Annotated in this window: 14 protein-coding genes; 7 read left to right on the top strand and 7 right to left on the bottom strand. The window is 69.9% G+C overall.

The window, feature by feature from the left end:
• The first annotated feature begins 88 nt into the window (after window positions 1–88).
• Window positions 89–1324, top strand: a complete 1236-nt coding sequence (locus BHS09_RS32915; protein ID WP_140799995.1) for a DUF1501 domain-containing protein — start codon at window positions 89–91, stop codon at window positions 1322–1324.
• Between the two features lie 201 nt (window positions 1325–1525).
• On the opposite strand, the gene BHS09_RS32910 is transcribed toward BHS09_RS32915, so the two are convergent.
• On the bottom strand, window positions 1526–1768 hold the full coding sequence (locus tag BHS09_RS32910; protein ID WP_140795328.1) for a mersacidin/lichenicidin family type 2 lantibiotic: 243 nt from the start codon (window positions 1766–1768) through the stop codon (window positions 1526–1528).
• 87 nt (window positions 1769–1855) lie between these two features.
• Window positions 1856–5053: a type 2 lanthipeptide synthetase LanM family protein gene (locus BHS09_RS32905; RefSeq protein WP_237079966.1), complete on the bottom strand. Its 3198-nt coding sequence runs from the start codon at window positions 5051–5053 to the stop codon at window positions 1856–1858.
• 208 nt (window positions 5054–5261) lie between these two features.
• On the opposite strand from BHS09_RS32905, the gene BHS09_RS32900 reads away from it, so the two are divergent.
• The 4 genes from BHS09_RS32900 (at window position 5262) to BHS09_RS32885 (ending at window position 8978) form a co-directional block, all read left to right on the top strand.
• Window positions 5262–6071, top strand: coding sequence for an alpha/beta hydrolase (locus tag BHS09_RS32900; RefSeq protein ID WP_140795326.1), 810 nt, complete (start codon window positions 5262–5264; stop codon window positions 6069–6071).
• Window positions 6072–6322: 251 nt separating this feature from the next.
• Window positions 6323–7207, top strand: coding sequence for an S-methyl-5'-thioadenosine phosphorylase (locus BHS09_RS32895; RefSeq protein ID WP_140799993.1), 885 nt, complete (start codon window positions 6323–6325; stop codon window positions 7205–7207).
• Window positions 7204–8310 carry an S-methyl-5-thioribose-1-phosphate isomerase gene (gene mtnA, locus BHS09_RS32890; protein WP_140799992.1) on the top strand — a complete coding sequence of 369 codons (1107 nt, stop codon included), beginning with the start codon at window positions 7204–7206 and terminating at the stop codon, window positions 8308–8310. Before BHS09_RS32895 ends, mtnA begins: the two co-directional genes overlap by 4 nt.
• On the top strand, window positions 8307–8978 hold the full coding sequence (locus BHS09_RS32885; protein ID WP_140795323.1) for a class II aldolase/adducin family protein: 672 nt from the start codon (window positions 8307–8309) through the stop codon (window positions 8976–8978). Before mtnA ends, BHS09_RS32885 begins: the two co-directional genes overlap by 4 nt.
• Here the strand turns inward: BHS09_RS32885 and BHS09_RS32880 are convergent.
• Window positions 8932–10158 (bottom strand): metallophosphoesterase, encoded by a 1227-nt coding sequence (locus tag BHS09_RS32880; RefSeq protein WP_140799991.1) that lies wholly within the window; start codon window positions 10156–10158, stop codon window positions 8932–8934. The genes BHS09_RS32885 and BHS09_RS32880 overlap by 47 nt on opposite strands.
• A gap of 368 nt (window positions 10159–10526) precedes the next feature.
• Complete coding sequence (locus BHS09_RS32875) at window positions 10527–11060, bottom strand: FHA domain-containing protein (RefSeq protein WP_140795321.1); 534 nt, start codon at window positions 11058–11060, stop codon at window positions 10527–10529.
• 198 nt (window positions 11061–11258) lie between these two features.
• Here BHS09_RS32875 and BHS09_RS32870 point away from each other — a divergent pair, with 198 nt between their 5' ends.
• Window positions 11259–13319 (top strand): hypothetical protein, encoded by a 2061-nt coding sequence (locus BHS09_RS32870; protein ID WP_140799990.1) that lies wholly within the window; start codon window positions 11259–11261, stop codon window positions 13317–13319.
• A 393-nt stretch (window positions 13320–13712) separates the two neighbouring features.
• Here BHS09_RS32870 and BHS09_RS32865 read toward each other — a convergent pair whose 3' ends face one another.
• The 3 genes from BHS09_RS32865 to BHS09_RS32855 form a co-directional block, all read right to left on the bottom strand.
• Window positions 13713–15356, bottom strand: a complete 1644-nt coding sequence (locus BHS09_RS32865; protein WP_140799989.1) for a long-chain fatty acid--CoA ligase — start codon at window positions 15354–15356, stop codon at window positions 13713–13715.
• A 91-nt stretch (window positions 15357–15447) separates the two neighbouring features.
• On the bottom strand, window positions 15448–16485 hold the full coding sequence (locus BHS09_RS32860; RefSeq protein WP_140795318.1) for a 6-phosphofructokinase: 1038 nt from the start codon (window positions 16483–16485) through the stop codon (window positions 15448–15450).
• A 159-nt stretch (window positions 16486–16644) separates the two neighbouring features.
• Entirely contained in the window at window positions 16645–17010 is a 366-nt protein-coding gene (locus BHS09_RS32855; RefSeq protein ID WP_237079965.1) for an amidase family protein, read from the bottom strand.
• 43 nt (window positions 17011–17053) lie between these two features.
• On the opposite strand from BHS09_RS32855, the gene nagB reads away from it, so the two are divergent.
• Entirely contained in the window at window positions 17054–17782 is a 729-nt protein-coding gene (nagB, locus tag BHS09_RS32850) for a glucosamine-6-phosphate deaminase (RefSeq protein ID WP_140799988.1), read from the top strand.
• Window positions 17783–17791: the final 9 nt, after the last annotated feature.

Here is a 17791-nt window from a genome sequence, read left to right as displayed (position 1 = left end):
GCCGCTGGAGGTGTTGAGCGAGTTAACCTCTCGTGGAGATGCGTGTTCCTGCCTGGAGACGGGCCGCGACTCCGGAGCTCCAGACGTCATGACCGCACCGCTGACTCGCCGCCATCTGCTGCGCGCCCTGGGAGTGACGGGCGCGGGGCTCGTTTGTGCTCCGGGGTTCCTGGGGCGGGCGCTCGCCGCCAGTCCAGCGTCAGTCGCTCGCCGCACGCTGGTGACAGTCTTCCTGCGCGGAGGCGTGGACGGGCTCTCGCTGGTGCCGCCCATCGAGGATGCGGCGTACCACCGGGCGCGCCCTTCGCTGGCACTGCGGGAAAGCGGGCCGGATGCCGCGCTGAAGCTGTCAGGGCCGTTCGGTTTGCATCCGAGGCTCGATGCGCTGATGCCGCTGTGGCACGACGGCCGGCTGGCGGTGCTGCATGGCGTGGGACTGCCGGAGCCGGTCCGCTCCCACTTCGACGCGCAGGACTTCGTGGAGTCCGGAACGCCAGGGCGCAAGTCGACGCCGGATGGCTGGCTCAACCGCGCGCTGGAGGAAGAGGAGGGCGCCGCGCTGCGCGCCGTGGCGCTGCAACCCACGCTGCCCCGAGCGTTGTTCGGAGACGCGGGGGCGCTGGCCATGGGGCGGCTGGAGGAGTTCCGGTTGCGAGGCGGACGCCGAGGGGAGGAAGCCACCCGAGGCTTCAGTGCGCTCTACGCGGGCGCCGTGGACGAGGCGCTGCGGACGACAGGGCAGGGCGCATTCGAGGCGATGGCCCTGCTGGACGAGGACCGGCTGGCGAAGCTGCCTTCGCGCGCGACGGTGGTGTATCCGAAGGGGCCGCTCGGGCAGCGGCTGCGGGACATCGCGCGGCTCATCCACGGAGAAGTGGGGCTGGAGGTGGCGGCGACGGAGTCGGGCGGCTGGGACACGCATGCCGCCCAGGGTGCCGCGACAGGGGCATTCGCCAACCGTTGTCAGGAACTCGGAGGTGCGCTCGCGGCCTTTGCCGCGGACCTGGGGCCTCGGCTGGAGCAGGTGATGGTGGTGGTGTTGACGGAGTTCGGCCGCACCGTGCGGGAGAACGGCAGCCGCGGAACGGACCACGGTGTGGGCAGCGCGATGCTGGTGCTGGGCGGCGGCGTGAAGGGCGGCAGGGTGTACGGACGCTTCGATTCGCTGGTGCCGGAGCGCTTGCAGGACGGGCGCGATGTGCCTGCATGGACGGACGTGCGCGCGCCGTTGGCGGAAGCCCTGCGTGCCTGTCGGCCCGGTGTGGAGTTGGCGAGGGTGTTCCCTGGCTTCACTCCGCCTCCGTCACTGGGCCTGTTTGGATAGGCGCTGCGCTCAGCTTCTCGGCGCCAAGATGACAGCTCCTGCGGCTTGTTCATGCCGTGTGAAGTCGCTGTGGGCGCGTCACGGCAACTCCGTCCGGGGCAAACAGGGGAGCGGCATTCCTCCGCCGCTCCCCTGCGCAGACCACGTCCGTATTCACGTCGAGCCGCCACGGCCCTTCCGCGTCAGCTCACGTCTCGTCGCTCAGCGGCAGCAGGCAATGCGCCCGCAGTTCGTATAGAGACAGGTGAGCTCGTTGGGCGTGGGGGTGGCGGGGCAGGAGGCCTCGGCATCGCCGCCGGTGATGAACGCCAGCGTCGCATCCTCCAGCTCCATGACGGACGCGGGGCTGGCCGGAAGCGCGGCGCGCTCCGCGTCGGAGAGGCTGTCGTAGTAGTCGGCGTCACGCCAGGCGCGGAGGATGTGGTTCTTGTCGCTGTGGCTCATGGTGCTGCTCCTCTTGGGTTGTTGGGGGGTACTGCCAACGGACCGCCAACCCTCGCGGTGCCGGAGTTCGTCGGGAACGAAGCCGCTTCACGAGACGGGAGGGGCCACGGAGAGCACGTCCGCCACCCGCTCCGGCGCCGCGAGCCGCAACAGGCCGTGGGCGATGCCCGCGAGCCCCACCATCAGCCCCGGTGTCTCGATGCTGTCGGGCAGGCCATGCTGATAGCCGTGCGACTCGATGCCCTGGAGGATGCCGCCCGCGAGCTGATAGGTGCGCCGCAGCAGCGTGTCATCGTGCAGTGCGCGCGCGGCCTCCAGCAGGAAGAGCACGTTGCCCAGGTCGCCATGACACAGGCCATGGTTGTAGCCCAGGCCTCCCGCGAGCGTGGCGCGGACCGCCGCTGCGATTTCCTCGCGCACCCGGTGGTCATCGAGCAGCGGCAGTCCGGAGATGCGCGCCAACCCGATGCCGGGTGCGCCATTGCACCAGCCACACATGAAGGCCGGCCCATCACCGCCGTGCATCCCTGCGTCGGCGCGGAGGTCGGGCCAGTCGCCGGCCTCGGGCGAGAACTGGCCACGCTCGTACGCCAGCGCCTCCATTGCCGTAGTGTGGAAGCGGGACTCTCCCGTGACGGAGGCCAGCCTCAGCAGCGCCAGCGCGATGCCCGCTCCTCCATGTGCCAGTCCGCACAGCGCCTGTCCGCCGGTCGCGGGTGAAAGCCAGCCCAGACCCTGGGACTGGGGCGTGGCCGTCTGGAGCAGCTTCTCCCCACAGACGCGCGCCAGTCGTGACGCTCGCTCGGAAGGATGCTGCCCCACGAGCGTCAGCAGGCCGAGCAGGGCGCCCGCGCAGCCACTGCCCAGGTCCAGGTGCTCGTCCTGCTCCACACGGGAAGCCATGGCGTCCACGAAGGACTCGGCGGTCGCGAACAGCGCGCGTTCCCCCCACAGTGCCCCCAGGTGGGTCAGGGCGTAGAGAATGCCGCCCCAGCCATTGAGGATGCCCACGCCACGGACCTGTGTTGGCGCGGCCTCCAGGCGCCAGGTCAGGTGGCGCAATGCGCCTCGGGCCGCCTGCGTGAAGCGTGCTTCGCCCGTCAGGGCACCGAGCTGCGCCAGCACCAGCGCGATGCCTGAGAGCCCCTGGTAGAAGTCTGTCCCCACCTGGACGAGCCGCCACTCCTCCGTGTCGGACCTTTCGAGCGACAGCCAGTGGGAATGTCCCGCGCCGGAGAACGACAGGGCCACCAATCGCTCTCCCGCGCGCCGTGCGGCCGCCAGCAGCGTGTCTGGATGCGCGGGCTCGGGTGGCTCGTGGAACGGATAGCGGGGGCGGGCGCCGGGGCTTGCCGCCAACCGGACCCGGTCGAGCGCGTTTCGCAGCAAGCCGAGCTGCCGCTCGTGGTCATCCGGCGACAGCTCCGCCAGGCGCCGTCGCGCTCGTTCCAAGCCGGAGTCGTCGAAGAAGCCAGGGAGGTGGCGGCCCGCGCCTGACCACAGGTCCTTCGAGCCGGGCAGGGCGGTGAAGCGGGGGATGTCGCCGCGCTGCAATTCCTCCTGCTCGAAAGGGATGAGGGCCGCCAGGTACGGGCGCTCCTTCACGGCGAGCCAGAGGTGGTCGAAGAAGCGCTGCCGGTCCAGCGCATCCCCCATCGCATGGGGGTGCATGCTCTCGTGCAGAAGGGCGTCGTAGCTGGCCGTGCCGCGAAAGAGCACTCGCACGGGCGCGTGCTCGAAAGCCGCGAGCGGCCCTTCAGGGGCGAGCAGCGCGTCCCGGTGCTCGGCGAGCAGCCGGTACAGGGTGGAGAACCCCTGCTCGAGCGCGTCCGCCTGCACCGCCACGGAGACGTCCTGTCCTTCCATGCGAGGACGGTTCGCCGCGCCTGGAATCTCCATCCGCCGCCGCTCGAAGCGGAGCTGGTCCGTGCCGTGCGCCGTCGCCACCAGGTAGCCCAGTGGCGTGAGCTGTCCCTCGCTGGCGCCCAGGGCGCTGAAGTCCACCTCCGTGCCGTCTTTCGCGCGCCAGGCGGGTTGGGGCAGCAGCCCGCTCTTGAGCACCGTACCGTTCAGCACCGCACCGGGTTGCTTCTCCACGTCCCGGATGGAGGCGGCGAGCGTGTGCGGATGGAAGAGCGTCTCCAGGTCCACCAGGACGGGGTGCTCGCCCACCGCGATGAGGTTCTCGTAATGGATGTCGGTGACGTCCAGCGCGTAGAGCAGTGCGACGAGGGCGCCTTGCCGCAGATGGAAGCGCCGCACTTCCTCGGCCGACTGGCACGGCGCGGCCTCCACGTACTCCATCCACCCGTAGCCGTCCGAGGAGAGGACCTCCACCGTGCGCAGCGGCGGCGTGAGGCCGCGCGCGTTCAGCCAGGAGAGGAGTTGCTGGAAGGCGGCTTCCGCCGTGAGCGGGCGCGGCTTGTACACGAGCCGCAGTCCCGAGGCGAAGCGGAGCAGGAAGACGGTGCGTCCACCTCGGTGCGGGTCTGACAGACCGCCTTGGGCCTCCACCAGCGGGCCGGGAGGAACGCCGTAGTGGAAGCGGTGCCACAGCGCGGCGGCGTCGCGAGCCAGCCGCTGCATCAGCTCCACGCCCGTGGCTTCCCACGCGGTGATGTACTCCACGGCTTGCCGCGCGAGCACCGGGTAGCGGGCAAGGATGTCGAGCGCCACGTCGCGTCGCCGGAGGTGCTGGGCGAAGTCCTGGAAGCGCGCTTCGGGCGTGTCTCCCTGGAGCCGTCCTTCGAGCTGAGCGATGCGCAGCTCCACCGCGAGTGTCCGTCCCAGCAAGGGCATCAACATCCGCGGGAGCGGCGCGAGCAGCATGCGAGCCGCGTGCTTTGGCTCGAACGGCGCTGCGGGCATGTCACGCAGGCAGGTGTCCAGGGCGGAGACGAGCCGTGCGTGTGCCTCGTGGACAAGTGGCTCGACCAGTCCGAGCAGGGCCGCGCCCGGTGGCGTGGGCTCCGGCCAGGAGAAGGGCGGCGATACCTCTGACGTGTAGGCCTGTTCGATGACGCGTTGCCACGGCGGAGGCGCTCCCATGCGTGCATGCAGCGCCTCCGCGGGTTCCCCCAGGAGGGTGTGCAGCTCCGCTTCCGTCAGCCCCGAGGCTCGCAGGCGCTGGGCCCAGAGCGAGTCCCGCGTGAGGGGCTCTTGTTTGCGCCAGCGCTCCAGCCTGCGCCGCGCGCGTGCCTCGTCCACCGCCTCCGGAGTGCCGCGCATCCGGAGCGATGGCAGCCGTTCTTCCAGGGCATGACCCAGCACCCAACGAGACGTCACGCCTTCTCCAATCCAGGCAGCGGCCTGGGGTGTCCGAGTCGTCCTGCGGCGTGTCTGTGATAGGGCTTCCGAACGCTATCGTGGCATTGCCGTCGGTTCGGATGCCAGTGGTCCTGGCTGGGCGGGGTGGGGATGACGGGTTCTGTCCATCACGGGCGTGACGCCACTCGCCGTCGCACCGCGTTGCGAACTGCGGCACACTGGGCCAATGCTTCGGCTGCGCCGCATGCTCATCCTCATCCTGACCACCTTCGGATCCATCTACCTCGTGTTGTGTGTGGCGGTGTTCGCGCTGCAGCGCTCCTTGCTCTACCCGGCCCCCAAGGGCACGCCGCCGCTGGCGGAAGGTGACGGCTTCAGCCGCCTCCCGTTGGAGGGCGGCCTGTACGTGGACCTGTTCCACCTGCCGGCGCCTCCGGGCGCGCCCACGGTGGTGCACTTCCACGGCAACGGAGAGGAGGTGCTGACGCAGATTGGCCTGGGCAACTTGATGCAAGCGCGGGGGCTGGGCTTCCTTACCGTCGAGTACCCGGGCTATGGCGCGTCACCGGGGCGTCCCACGGAGGAAGGCATCTACGCCGCGGCGGAGGCGGCGCTCGTCTGGCTGCGCGCGAAGGGTGTGAGCGCCGAGCAGACGGTGCTCAGTGGCCGCAGTCTGGGGACGGGCGTCGCGGTGGAGATGGCGCGGCGCGGGCACGGTTCCCGGGTCATGCTCGTGAGTCCGTACACGTCCATCCCGGACATCGGGGCCACGGCCTTTCCCTTCCTGCCCGTCCGCCTGTTGGCCCGGGACCGGTATGACACCGCGTCCAAGGCCGCCGCCGTGAAGCTCCCCGTGCTCATCATCCACGGCGAGGAGGACACCCTCATCCCCGTGGACATGGGGCGCCGGCTGGGCACGCTCTTCCCCCAGGCCGAGGTGGAGACGGTGGCCGGGGCGGGGCACAACGACGTCCTCGAGGACCCCGGAAAGGTCTACAGACACCGGATGGCGTCATTCGCGCTGGGAGAGCCCTGAGCGGCGGAGTCGGGTGGATTTGACGCTGTCTGTCATTGTCTCCGGTCAGGCAGCGGCTCGCGGCTGTCTGGCTTCAATGTCGACACATGGCGACATGGCGCCGCACCGGGGCGGTGTCGAAGGGGACCGGGCGCACGGCCCCATGAGCGCTTGGACAGGACCGCGCTCTGGCTTGCTCGAGTCCGCCGCGACTCCTACGCTCCCTGCCGCCGGCGCAGTCCTTGTGCCGGCGTCCACCGGGAGCCCGCCACATGTCCAACCCTACCTCGCCCGTCATCGGCATCATTGGTGGCAGTGGCCTGTACCAGATGGATGGCCTGACGGACGTCGAATGGAAGAAGGTGACGTCCCCTTTCGGTGAGCCTTCGGACGAGCTGTGCTTCGGCACGCTCGGAGGGCACCGCGTCGTCTTCCTGCCGCGTCACGGGCGAGGCCACCGGCTGGCGCCGACGGACATCAACTTCCGCGCGAACATCGACGCGCTCAAACGCAGCGGGGTGACGGACCTGCTGTCGTTGTCCGCCGTGGGTGGCCTGCGCGAGGAATACCCACCGGGCACCTTCGTCGTCGTGGACCAGTTCATCGACCGGACCTTCGCCCGGGACAAGAGCTTCTTCGGCACGGGACTGGTGGCGCACGTCTCCATGGCGAAGCCGGTGTGCTCGCGGCTGGGGGACGCGGTGATTTCCGCGTGCGAGGGCCTGGGCGTCGTCGCGCGCCGGGGCGGCACATACCTGGCCATGGAGGGGCCGCAGTTCTCCGCCATCGCGGAGAGCCACCTGTACCGGAGCTGGGGCTGTGACGTCATCGGCATGACGAACATGCCGGAGGCCAAGCTCGCGAGGGAGGCGGAGCTCTGTTACGCGACGGTGGCCATGGTCACCGACTTCGACTGCTGGCATCCGGACCATGACGCCGTCACGGTGGACCAGGTTGTCTCCGTGCTGCTGGGCAACGCGGGCAAGGCGAAGGGGCTGGTGAAGAACGTGGTGCCGCTGCTCGGGGCGCATACCGGCCCCTGTGCCCAGGGCTGCCACAAGGCGCTGGACCACGCCATCATCACCGCGCCCACGGCCTGGGACGCCGCGATGGTGGAGAAGCTGTCCGCGGTGGCGGGCCGGGTGCTGCGCCGATGAAGGTCCATGGCAAGCCGATGCGCTCCATCTGGCTGGCGCCGGACGCGCAGGCCGCGGAGGCCATTGACCAGACGCGGCTGCCGCATGCGCTCGTCACCGTGCGGCTGACGACGCTGGATGAAGCCGCTCATGCCATCCGGAGCATGCAGGTGCGCGGCGCGCCCCTCATCGGTGCCACCGCGGCCTATGGCGTCTGGCTGGCTTTGCGCGCGGATGCCTCGGACGGCGCGTTGGAGCACGCGCTCGCGGTGCTGCGGGGCACGCGCCCCACCGCCGTGAATCTGCACTGGGCCCTGGATGACATGCGTCAGCTCCTGGCGCCGCTGCCTCCCGCTGAACGGGTGGCTGCCGCGCTTCGCCGCGCGGAGGCCATCAGCGACGAGGACGTGGCCATCAACCGCGCCATCGGTGCGCACGGCCTGAAGCTCCTGGAGGACGCCTGGGCGCGCAAGGGGCGCCAGGGCCGCCTGGAGGTGCTCACGCACTGCAACGCCGGCTGGTTGGCCACGGTGGACTTCGGCACTGCGCTCTCGCCCATCTACCAGGCGCACGACGCGGGCATCCCCGTGCACGTCTGGGTGGACGAGACACGCCCGCGCAACCAGGGCGCGCAGCTCACGGCCTGGGAGCTGGGGCAGCACGGCGTCCCGCACACCGTCATCGCGGACAACGTGGGGGGCCACCTGATGCAGCACGGGCAGGTGGACCTGTGCATCGTCGGCACGGACCGCACCACGGCCCAGGGCGACGTGGCGAACAAGATTGGCACCTACCTCAAGGCACTGGCGGCGAAGGACAACGGCGTGCCCTTCTACGTGGCGCTGCCCTCGCCCACCATCGACTGGACGCTGCGGGATGGGGTGCGTGAGATTCCGATTGAACAGCGCGACGGCGCGGAGCTGAGCGACGTCACCGGACGGTTGGCGTCGGGCGAGGTGGCCACGGTGCGGATTACGCCGGAGGGGAGCCCCGCGGCGAACTACGCCTTCGACGTGACGCCCGCGAGGCTGGTGACGGCGCTCATCACCGAGCGCGGTGTGTGCCCGGCTTCGCACGACGGGCTGCTGTCGCTCTTCCCGGAGCGGCGCGGGAGGGCGGAATGAGCGGTGCGTGCGAGCACCTCGCCCTGCGCGAGTCGATGATTGCCACCGCGCGGCGGATGAATGCGTCCGCGCTCAACCAGGGCACTTCCGGCAACCTGAGCGTGCGGGTGGAGGCCGGCTTCCTGCTGACGCCCACCGGCATGGACTACGACTCGCTGGTGCCGGAGGACCTGGTCCTCATGCGCTTCGACGGCAGCCACGAGGGCCGCCGGAGTCCGTCGTCGGAGTGGCAGCTCCACCGGGACATCCTGGCCGCCAGGCCGGAGGTGGGCGCGGTGCTGCATGCGCACTCCATGTTCTGCACCACGCTGGCGTGCCTGCACCGGGACATTCCCGCCTTCCACTACATGGTGTCCGCGGCGGGCGGCACGGACGTGCGCTGCGCGCCCTACGCCACGTTCGGCACGGCGGAGCTCGCGGCCCATGTGCTGGCCGCGCTGGAGGGCCGCAAGGCCTGCCTGATGGCGAACCACGGCATGGTGGCGGTGGGCAGGGACTTGCCGGCGGCCTTCAAGCTGGCCGTCGAAGTGGAGACGTTGGCCGCCATGTACTGGCGGGCGCTCCAGGTGGGTGAACCGGTGCTGCTGGACGGCGCGGAGATGGCGCGCGTCCTGGAGAAGTTCAAGACGTACGGCCAGCAGCCGACGCCCCCGTCGCGCGAAGGGTGAGGACCGTCACCTCTGTCGGCACGCCGATGCGGAAGGGCAGCCAGTGCCCCGTTCCGCCGGACACGTAGAGCTGGTGGTCGCCCTGGCGGTAGCGGCCCAGCATGTACTTGAAGGCGAACCAGAAGGCCGGGACGCCCAGGAAGGCCACCTGTCCGCCGTGGGTGTGACCGGCCAGCGTCAGCCGGGCGCCGCGCTCAGCCGCGAGCGGGAAGAAGTCAGGATGGTGCGTCAGGCAGAGCACCACCTCTTCGGGCGCCACGTCGCGGAAGCCGGCTTCCGCGGACTGCTGCATGCGCTCCGCTTTCACACGGTGACTGCGGCCGGACATGGGGTAGTCCACGCCCACCACGCGCACGCGCTGGCCGGCGTGCTCGAAGGCATGGGACGTGTCCACCAGCAGGCGCACGGGGCCGCCTCGCGCCTCCACGTCGGCGTAGGCCTGGCGGATGGCCCCCAGGCCGCGCCAGTGCTCGTGGTTGCCCAGGATGGCGAGCATGCCGTGGCGGGCCTTGCACTCCGACAGCGCCGCCATGGTGCCGTCGAGCTGGTCCAGGTCGTCGATGAGGTCTCCCGTCATCACCTGGAGGTCCACCTTGGCGTCGTTCATCGCCCGCACGGCGTCTTGCAGGTACTGGGTGTCGATGAACGTGCCGACGTGGACGTCCGTAATCTGGCCGATGCGGAACCCGTCCATCGCCGGAGGCAGGCCGGGGAGGTGGATGTCGACCTCGCGGACGGAGAACTGCGTGTAGCCGTTGGCGAGCCCCACCGAACTCGTCCCGGCCGCCAGCAGCGGCACCGCGCGGCCGGCGTTCGTCAGCAGGTTGCGGCGCGCCATGTTCACCGGCGGGGCGGGGTTGGCCTCGGGCGCGGTGAGGGGCGGCTCCCTACGGGCGGGCCGGTCCAGCCACCTGCGCAGCAGGAGGAAGGGCGCGCCAGTGAGGACAATCATGATGATGGCGACGGACCAGCCCACGGAGAAGACGCGCAGGGCCGCATCCCCCACGGGAAGCTGCGCGTGCCGTCCGGCCACCGCGGAGTAGAGCCACGCCACCAGGGACAGGAACGTCCCCAGCGCGAAGACGCCCAGGCGCCACTTCCGGAGCAGGCCGGGCCACAGCGACCGGAGCACGGCCCAGGCGCCGACGTTGAAGACGAGGAGGAACAGCAGCCTGCCCATTTACGGTGCTCCCTTGGCGTGAAGGGGAGCAGTCATAGCTGGGGCGGGCGACATGCGCCGCATGAAGTGGCTGGAGGACAGGGGCAGGGCAGTCATCTGGCGGGCGTGTGGGGAAGCATGCGGTGGAGAGGCCCGCTGCCGGGCCGCTCCCCTGGATGGCCCATCTACGCTTGGAGTGGGTGTCCCATTCCTCAGCACGTCCGCCTGTCGAGGCAGGCCTCCTCCAAGTTGGAAGAGACGTTTCATCTCGCAGGGACTCCCACCTGAGGGTGCGGCCCGCTGACCTGGTGGAAGGAACGTTCCGTCCACGCGGCCCCTGCCCGGGGACGAGCCTGGTGCGTGGAAGGAACGTTCCGTCCCCGGGCCCCTCAGTCCCGGCTGGGACTGGCCATCCGCAGGTGGGCGTGGAGCGTCTCCGTGCGCAGGTAGAGGAACTGGGCATCGCCAAAGGCCAGGGCATCGCCGTCGTTGAGCATCCGCTCCTGGTCCGGTCCCAGCGCCGAGGCGTTGACCCAGGTGCCATTCATGGAACCCAGGTCGCGCACCGAGCAGTCACCGGCCTGTGCGTGCCACCGCAGGGTCGCGTGGTTCTTGGACACGGAAGGGTCGGGTACCACCAGGGAGCATCCTTCGATGCGTCCCACGGAGAACTCCTCCCCCTCCGTTTCTGGCCGGAGGAAGTGGACCTCCAGGGCATCGAACCCGCGCAGCATGACGAACAGCCGGTCCACGAGCCGTGTCCGGTGGGCCATGCCCACGGTGCGTGCCTCACCGAGCCGCATGGCCACCTGTTGGAAGACGGGCTCGGGAGGTTGTTGGACCAGCACGACGCGGCCGGATGCTTCGAGGAAGGCCTCCAGGGTTGCCAGGGCGAACGGGCGCAGTTGCTTGACGGACGGCATGGTGCCCGCACCTTAAACCGCGTTGCGGGAAGTTGGCGCAGGACTGCCGCCCTCCCTCGCGGAGTGTCCACCGTCTGTCGGGAGCCGCGCCGTCCTTCTGTTCCATGACGCGCGCGACCTTTCCGGGGGGGAATGCGTCCGCTTTCATCGCGTTGGGGCAGCTGAACCCCTTCCGCGAAGCCCTCCAGGAGCGACGACATGATGATGCGGATGAAGCGGTATGGCGCTGGACTGTTGACGGCAGGGTTGCTGGCGGTGGCTCCCGCCTGCGGCGACTCGGATGAAGGCGCGCCACCGGATGCGGGATTGCCCGACGCGGGGCGGCCCGACGCAGGCGACAGTGGGATTCCGGATGCGGGAGACAGCGGCACGCCCGATGCGGGTGAGGAGCTGCCTCCGCTGATGGTACCCGCGGGCTGCAACCCGCTGGCCTCCGAGCATGACTGCCTCCTGCCATACCCCTCCGACTACTTCCTCGAGGAGGATGCGGCGCTGCCGTCCGGTCACCGGGTGCGGCTCTCCGATGCGGCGAAGCTGAAGGCACCGGACGGCGCCGCGTTCGACTTCACGGACCTCCACCCGGCGGACGGTTACTCCCATGGCACGCAGGTGCTCGCGCTCTTCCCGGACGGCGTGGATGACGCGCGCCTGCCGTCGGTGACGAGCCCTACCGCCGCGACGAACGGGAACACGGTGTTCCTCGACGCGGAGCGCGGCGAGGGCGTGCTCCACTTCGCGGAGCTGGACCCCAGGGCTCCGGACGACGCGCGCCGCGCATTGCTGCTGCGGCCCGTGGTGCGGCTGCGCAACACGGCCCGCTACATCATCGCGCTGCGCGGGCTGACGGCGGAGGACGGCACGCCCGTGCCGGTGCCCGAGGGCTTCCGGCGCATCCGGGATGGCCAGACGGCGGGAGACCCGCTGTTGGCGCCCCTGGCCGCCAGGTACGAAGCGGACATCTTCCCGGCGCTGGAGGCCGCGGGTGTGCCGCGCGCGGAGCTCCAGCTCGCGTGGGACTTCACCACCGAGTCACAAGAGGGCGTCACGCGGGACATGCTCCAGGTGCGCCGCCTGGCGATGGAGGCGCTGGAGGCCACGCCCCCCGCCGTCACGGTGACGGACGTGCGAGATGACGTGGACGCCAACGTCGCCCGGCGCATTACCGGCACCTTGCGGGTCCCGCTCTTCCTGGAGAGCGACCAGCCCGGTGCGCTGCTCGCCCGTGACGAGGAAGGTCGTGTGCGGCGCAATGGCGACGCGGAGGTGCCTTTCACGCTCCAGATTCCTCACAGCGTCTGGGGGCAGTCCGTGGCGCCGGTGCGCTTCCTCCAGTACGGCCACGGCTTCTTCGGTCGGCAGGCGGAGGCGGATGGTTCCTTCGTCCGGCCCTTCATCCAGGCCACGCGGATGGTGGTGCTGACGGTGGACTGGTGGGGCATGTCGCAGACGGACGCGCCGGGCGTGCTCCAGGCGATGGCGGGCAACCCCGGCCAGACGATGCGCTTCACCGACCGCGTCCACCAAGGCATGGTGAACCAGCTCGCCGTGACGTACGCGGCTCGGACGACCTTGGGGGCGCTGACCGAGCTGCAGGACGACGGCGTGCGCGTCTTTGATCCGGAGCAGACGTACTTCTACGGCATCAGCCAGGGCCACATCCTGGGCGGCACGTACGTCGCGCTGTCGCCGCACGTCTCACGGGCCGTGTTCAGCGTGGGCGGGGCGGACTTCTCGCTGATGATGTTCCGCGCCCGGCCCTTCGGCATGTTCCTGGATGCGATTGCCCAGACGGTGCCGGACGCGCTCGACCAGCAGAAGTTCGCGGCGCTGACGCAGACGTCCTTCGACCGCATCGACCCGCTCACCTATGCGCAGCACGTGCTCGGCGACCTGTATCCCGGAGCGCCCGCGTCGCGCCGGGTGCTGGTGCAGTACGGCCTGGGGGATGCACAGGTTCCCAACGTGGCCACCGAGCTGCATGCCCGCGCCATGGGATTGACGCAGCAACTGCCCTCCACCTGGCGCGTGCCCATGCTGCCCGCGGAAGAGGGAACGGTGGAGGGCTCGGCGCTGGTGCAGTTCGACTTCGGGCTACCGCCGCCGCTGCCCGGCACCGTGGCGGACCTGCCGGCCGCCGACAATGCCGTTCACGAAGGCGTGCGCCGGGACGACGACGGACGGGAGCAGGTGGACCGCTTCCTGCGTCCGGGCGGGCAGGTGGAGGTCACCTGCGACGGCATCTGCCTGGGTGGCAACTAGCGCAGGGCCAGAAGTTACCTCCGCGCGTCAGCGGCGGACGCGTGGAGGTAACGCCGGCTCCTGATGCCATGCTCAAGGGGCAGATGCGGCTCCGCCCCGCGAACGACTTGTGCGGAGGTGCGCTGTCCCCTGTGCCGTGTACACCGGGAGGATAGACGAGGCGGCGGCGGAGGATGCCGCTGCGCCTTGACCCCGGTCTGCGCGGAAGCGCGCTGCGCAACAGGGCGTTGTCGCGCACGCGGTGGATGCATGAAGCGGCATCGGAGGCCGCCGCTCCGACCTGCCTACGACCTGTACGGCAGCGCGCCGCGCACCAGGTCGCGACTCACACAGCGGATGCGTGAGGCTGCTTCGGCGAGCGTGTCGCCTCGCGCATCATGCCTTCGTCGCGGTCTACGTCGCTGCGTCCGCCTTCGGATTCTTCAGCAGGTGGTCGCCGTAGTCCTCACGCAGCTTCGTCTTGAGGAACTTGCCGGTGGACGTGCGCGGCACCTGCGGGACGAAGACATAGTCATCCGGCAGCCACATCTTCGCGAACTGGCCCGCCAGGTGCGCGGTCAGCTCCTCCTTCGTGGCCTGCTGCCCCTCCTTCAGTGCCACCGCGGCCAGCGGGCGCTCATCCCACTTCGGATGTTTCCCTGCGAAGACGGCCGCCTCAAGCACCGCTGGGTGCGCCATCAGCGCGTTCTCCAGCGCCACGGAGGAGATCCACTCACCGCCCGACTTGATGACGTCCTTGCTGCGGTCGCAGATGCGCACGTAACCCTGCGAGTCGATGGTCACCACGTCGCCCGTCTTGAACCAGCCGTCCTTCGTGAAGCGGTCCTCGCCCTCGTCGCTGAAATAGGAAGACGCGACCCAGGGCCCCCGGACCTCCAACTCGCCCATCGTCTCCCCATCCCAGGGCAGCAGCGTGCCGTCGTCGCTGGCGACGCGTGTCTCCACGAACGGCAGCGCGAACCCCTGGGACGCCCGCGCCGAGGACTTCGTCTCTGGCGCCGCCTGCCGCAGCGGTCCCTTGACCTTCGCCATGGTCCCAACGGGGCTCATCTCCGTCATGCCCCACGCGTGGACCACTTCCAGTCCATGCCGCTGCTGGAAGCCCTCAATCAGCGACGGAGGCGCCGCCGAGCCACCAATCAGCATCGACCGCATGCTGCTCAGGTCCCACCTGGCCGGTGACTGGTCCAGCAGCGCCAGGATGCCAATCCAGATGGTGGGCACGCCGCCCGCCATCGTGACCTTCTCCGCCGCCATCAAGTCCAGCAGGGAGGGCGGGTCCAGGTGCGGCCCGGGAAGCACCAGCTTCGCGCCGGTGAGGACGGCGTCGAAGGCCAGACCCCACGCGGCGGCGTGGAACATGGGCACCACCGGCATCACCGCGTCCGCCTCGCGCATGCCCGTCACGTCCGTCATGCAACACGCCAGGGCGTGCAGCACGGTGGAGCGGTGGCTGTAGAGCACGCCCTTCGGATTGCCCGTGGTTCCCGACGTGTAGCAGAGCATCGACGCGGAGTTCTCATCGAGCTGGGGAAAGTCGAAGTCCGGGGACTCGGCCGCCAGCAGCGCTTCGTAGTCGAGCGTCCCCTCCGGCGCGGGGCCCGCGTCCGGCACCACGATGACGTGGCGGATGCTGGGCACCGCGTCCTTGAACTTCTCGAACAGCGGCAGCAGCGAGCGGTCCACCACCACCACGGAGTCTTCCGCGTGCCGCGCGATGTAGCCCAGGTCATTGGGGTGCAGGCGAAGGTTGAGCGTGTGCACCACCGCGCCCATGCACGGCACGCCGTAATACATCTCCAGGTGCCGATAGTGATTCCAGCTCAGCGTGGCCACCCGGTCCCCCGCCTTCACGCCCAGCCGCGTCAGCGCGTTGGCCAGCCGGCACGTGCGCGCGTAGAAGTCCGCGTACGTGTAGCGGTGCAGCGACTTGTCCGGGTTGCGGCTGACGATTTCCGAGCGCGGGTAGAACGTCCGTGCACGCTCCATCAAGTGGCTCAGCGTGAGCGGGAAATCCATCATGCGGCCTGGCAGCATCGGCACCCTTCCTTGTGACGGCGTGAGGAGGTGCCGATGCTAACGGAGCGCGGCCCCGTGCTTCATCCGCGCTCCACGATGCTGCGTCGCGTCAGCCGAAGAAGACCTGGGCGACTTCGAAGAACTCCTGCGGGACGCGCTTGAGCTCGCGGGTGGCGTCCGCCAGGTCCACGCTGATGATGTCGTTGCCTCGCAGCGCGGCCATCTTCCCGAACTCGCCGCGGGCCACCATGTCGCAGGCGTGGACGCCGTAGCGGGTGGCGAGCACGCGGTCATGCGCGGTGGGGGCGCCGCCGCGCTGGATGTGGCCCAGCACGGATACGCGCGTCTCGAAGCCGGTGCGCCGCTCGATTTCGTGCGCCAGGATGGTGCCCACGCCACCGAGCCGCGGCCTGCCTGCCTCGTCCAGCGCGCCGCTGGTGACGAGCTGCTCCTGCTGGTCCGCGGACAGCTTGATGCGCGTACCCTCCGCCACCACGACGATGGAGAAGGTGCGCCCGCCCGCGTGGCGGCGCTGGATGTGCTCGGCCACCTTCGCCAGGTCGGCGGGAATCTCCGGCACCAGGATGACGTCCGCGCCGCCAGCGATGCCCGCGTAGGTGGCAATCCAGCCCACGTGACGGCCCATCACCTCGCAGACGATGACGCGCTTGTGCGACTCCGCGGTGGAGTGCAGCCGGTCAATGGCCTCGGTGGCGATGGCGACGGCCGTGTCGAAGCCAAAGGTGAAGTCCGTGGCGTTGATGTCGTTGTCGATGGTCTTGGGCACACCGACGATGCGCAGCCCTTCCTGCGACATGCGCGTGGCGGCCGACAGCGTGCCTTCACCACCAATGGCGATGATGGCGTGGATGCCGTTGCGTTCGATGGCGCGCTTGACGCGCTCCAGCCCGTTTTCGACCTTGAATGGGTTGACGCGCGAGGTGCCGAGGATGGTGCCGCCCCGGTGGAGGATGCCGGACGTGGTTTCACGCGTGAGGCGGAAGTGGTTGTCCTCCAACAACCCCTTCCAACCATCTCGGAGGCCCATCATCTCGAAGCCGTGGGCGTTGGCGCGGCGGACGACGGCGCGGATGACGGCGTTCAGGCCGGGGCAGTCGCCCCCGCCGGTGAGCACGGCGACTTTCATGGAGAAACGTTCTATCGCGCCCGGCGCCAGACGCGATGTTCAAGTTTGCCCGAGCGCTCACCCGGGGACCTTCCAGCCATCTACCCGAACACCGCCGGACGACGCTGGGCCCGGGGGCGGGCAGCCTCCAACCGGGCGGCGAGCTGGGACAGGGTGGCTTCATCTCCAAAGCGCCCCATGAACTTGAACGCCCACGGGCAGGCCGTCCGGGCTCCAGTGGAGCGGCATGCTCATGGTGGGCAGCCCCGCGGTGTTGGCCATCGGGCAGTAGGAGGCGAAGGCGGCCGCACGGAGCTGCGGGGCCATGGCCCCGCCCGGAGAGCGCGAGGTGTCCCAGGGGTTGCGGCAGGGCCCGTGCAGCTCGCTCTCCGTGGTGGGGCGCAGCCCCATCTCTGGCGTGTTCGACTTGCCCAGCACCACCAGGCCGCTGCGCCGGTGGCGCTTCACCAGCTCGCTGTCCTGGTCTGGAACGTCGTCCTTCCCGAAGCGCGCGCCGTGGGTGAGCGGGTGGCCCTCCTGGTTCACGCGACCTGGAATCGCACCCGGTGCATGCCTATGTTCCGGGCCCATGCGCATCCGCGTCTTCGATTCCGAGCGGGAGGCCGCCGCCGCGTGCGCCCAGCGAATCGCCCGAGCGGTGACGGCACGCCCCTCCCTGGTGCTGGGGCTCCCCACGGGGCGCACGCCGCTCAACGTGTACCGGGAGCTGGTGGAACTGTTCACACGCGGCGGTTTGGATTGGGCCCAGGTCCGCACCTTCAACCTGGATGAGTTTCTGGGTGTGTCGGCGGACGACGCGGGCAGCTTCCGCGCCTACATGGAGCGGCACCTCTTCCAGCACGTCAACCTGTCGCCCGCGCACATCCAGTTCCTGAATGGCGCGGTGGAAGACGCGGAGGCGGAGTGCGCGCGCTACGAGGCCCGGCTGGCCGAAGCGGGCGGACTGGACCTGGTGCTGCTGGGGCTCGGTTCGAATGGGCACCTGGCCTTCAACGAGCCGGCGGACGGACTGCGCGCGCGGTGTCACCGGACGCGGCTGAGCCGCCAGACGCGCGAGGCCAACCTCATGCTCTTCGGGGATGACCCGTCGCGCGTGCCGATGGAGGCCCTCACGTTGGGAATGGCCAGCATCCTCCAGGCACGGCAGGCGCTGCTGCTGGCTTTCGGCGAAGCCAAGGCGGATGCGGTGCGTGGCATGGTGGAGGGCCCGGTGTCCCCCCGGTGTCCCGCCTCCTTCCTCCAGCTCCACCCGGACGTCGAGGTGTGGCTGGACCCCGCGGCGGCCCGCGCGCTGTAAGGCGCTGCG

The sequence above is a fragment of the Myxococcus xanthus genome, assembly GCF_006402735.1.
Lineage (GTDB): Bacteria > Myxococcota > Myxococcia > Myxococcales > Myxococcaceae > Myxococcus > Myxococcus xanthus_A.
The sequence above is the reverse complement of the archived record's forward strand: the minus strand, read 5'-3'. Positions and strand labels throughout refer to the sequence as shown.

Coding starts and splice junctions, on each gene's coding strand:
- BHS09_RS32915 (WP_140799995.1), top strand. CDS start 89: ATGACCGCACCGCTGACTCGCCGCCATCTGCTGCGCGCCCTGGGAGTG.
- BHS09_RS32910 (WP_140795328.1), bottom strand. CDS start 1,768: ATGAGCCACAGCGACAAGAACCACATCCTCCGCGCCTGGCGTGACGCC.
- BHS09_RS32900 (WP_140795326.1), top strand. CDS start 5,262: ATGCTTCGGCTGCGCCGCATGCTCATCCTCATCCTGACCACCTTCGGA.
- BHS09_RS32895 (WP_140799993.1), top strand. CDS start 6,323: ATGTCCAACCCTACCTCGCCCGTCATCGGCATCATTGGTGGCAGTGGC.
- mtnA (WP_140799992.1), top strand. CDS start 7,204: ATGAAGGTCCATGGCAAGCCGATGCGCTCCATCTGGCTGGCGCCGGAC.
- BHS09_RS32885 (WP_140795323.1), top strand. CDS start 8,307: ATGAGCGGTGCGTGCGAGCACCTCGCCCTGCGCGAGTCGATGATTGCC.
- BHS09_RS32880 (WP_140799991.1), bottom strand. CDS start 10,158: ATGGGCAGGCTGCTGTTCCTCCTCGTCTTCAACGTCGGCGCCTGGGCC.
- BHS09_RS32875 (WP_140795321.1), bottom strand. CDS start 11,060: ATGCCGTCCGTCAAGCAACTGCGCCCGTTCGCCCTGGCAACCCTGGAG.
- BHS09_RS32870 (WP_140799990.1), top strand. CDS start 11,259: ATGATGATGCGGATGAAGCGGTATGGCGCTGGACTGTTGACGGCAGGG.
- BHS09_RS32865 (WP_140799989.1), bottom strand. CDS start 15,356: ATGCTGCCAGGCCGCATGATGGATTTCCCGCTCACGCTGAGCCACTTG.
- BHS09_RS32860 (WP_140795318.1), bottom strand. CDS start 16,485: ATGAAAGTCGCCGTGCTCACCGGCGGGGGCGACTGCCCCGGCCTGAAC.
- nagB (WP_140799988.1), top strand. CDS start 17,054: ATGCGCATCCGCGTCTTCGATTCCGAGCGGGAGGCCGCCGCCGCGTGC.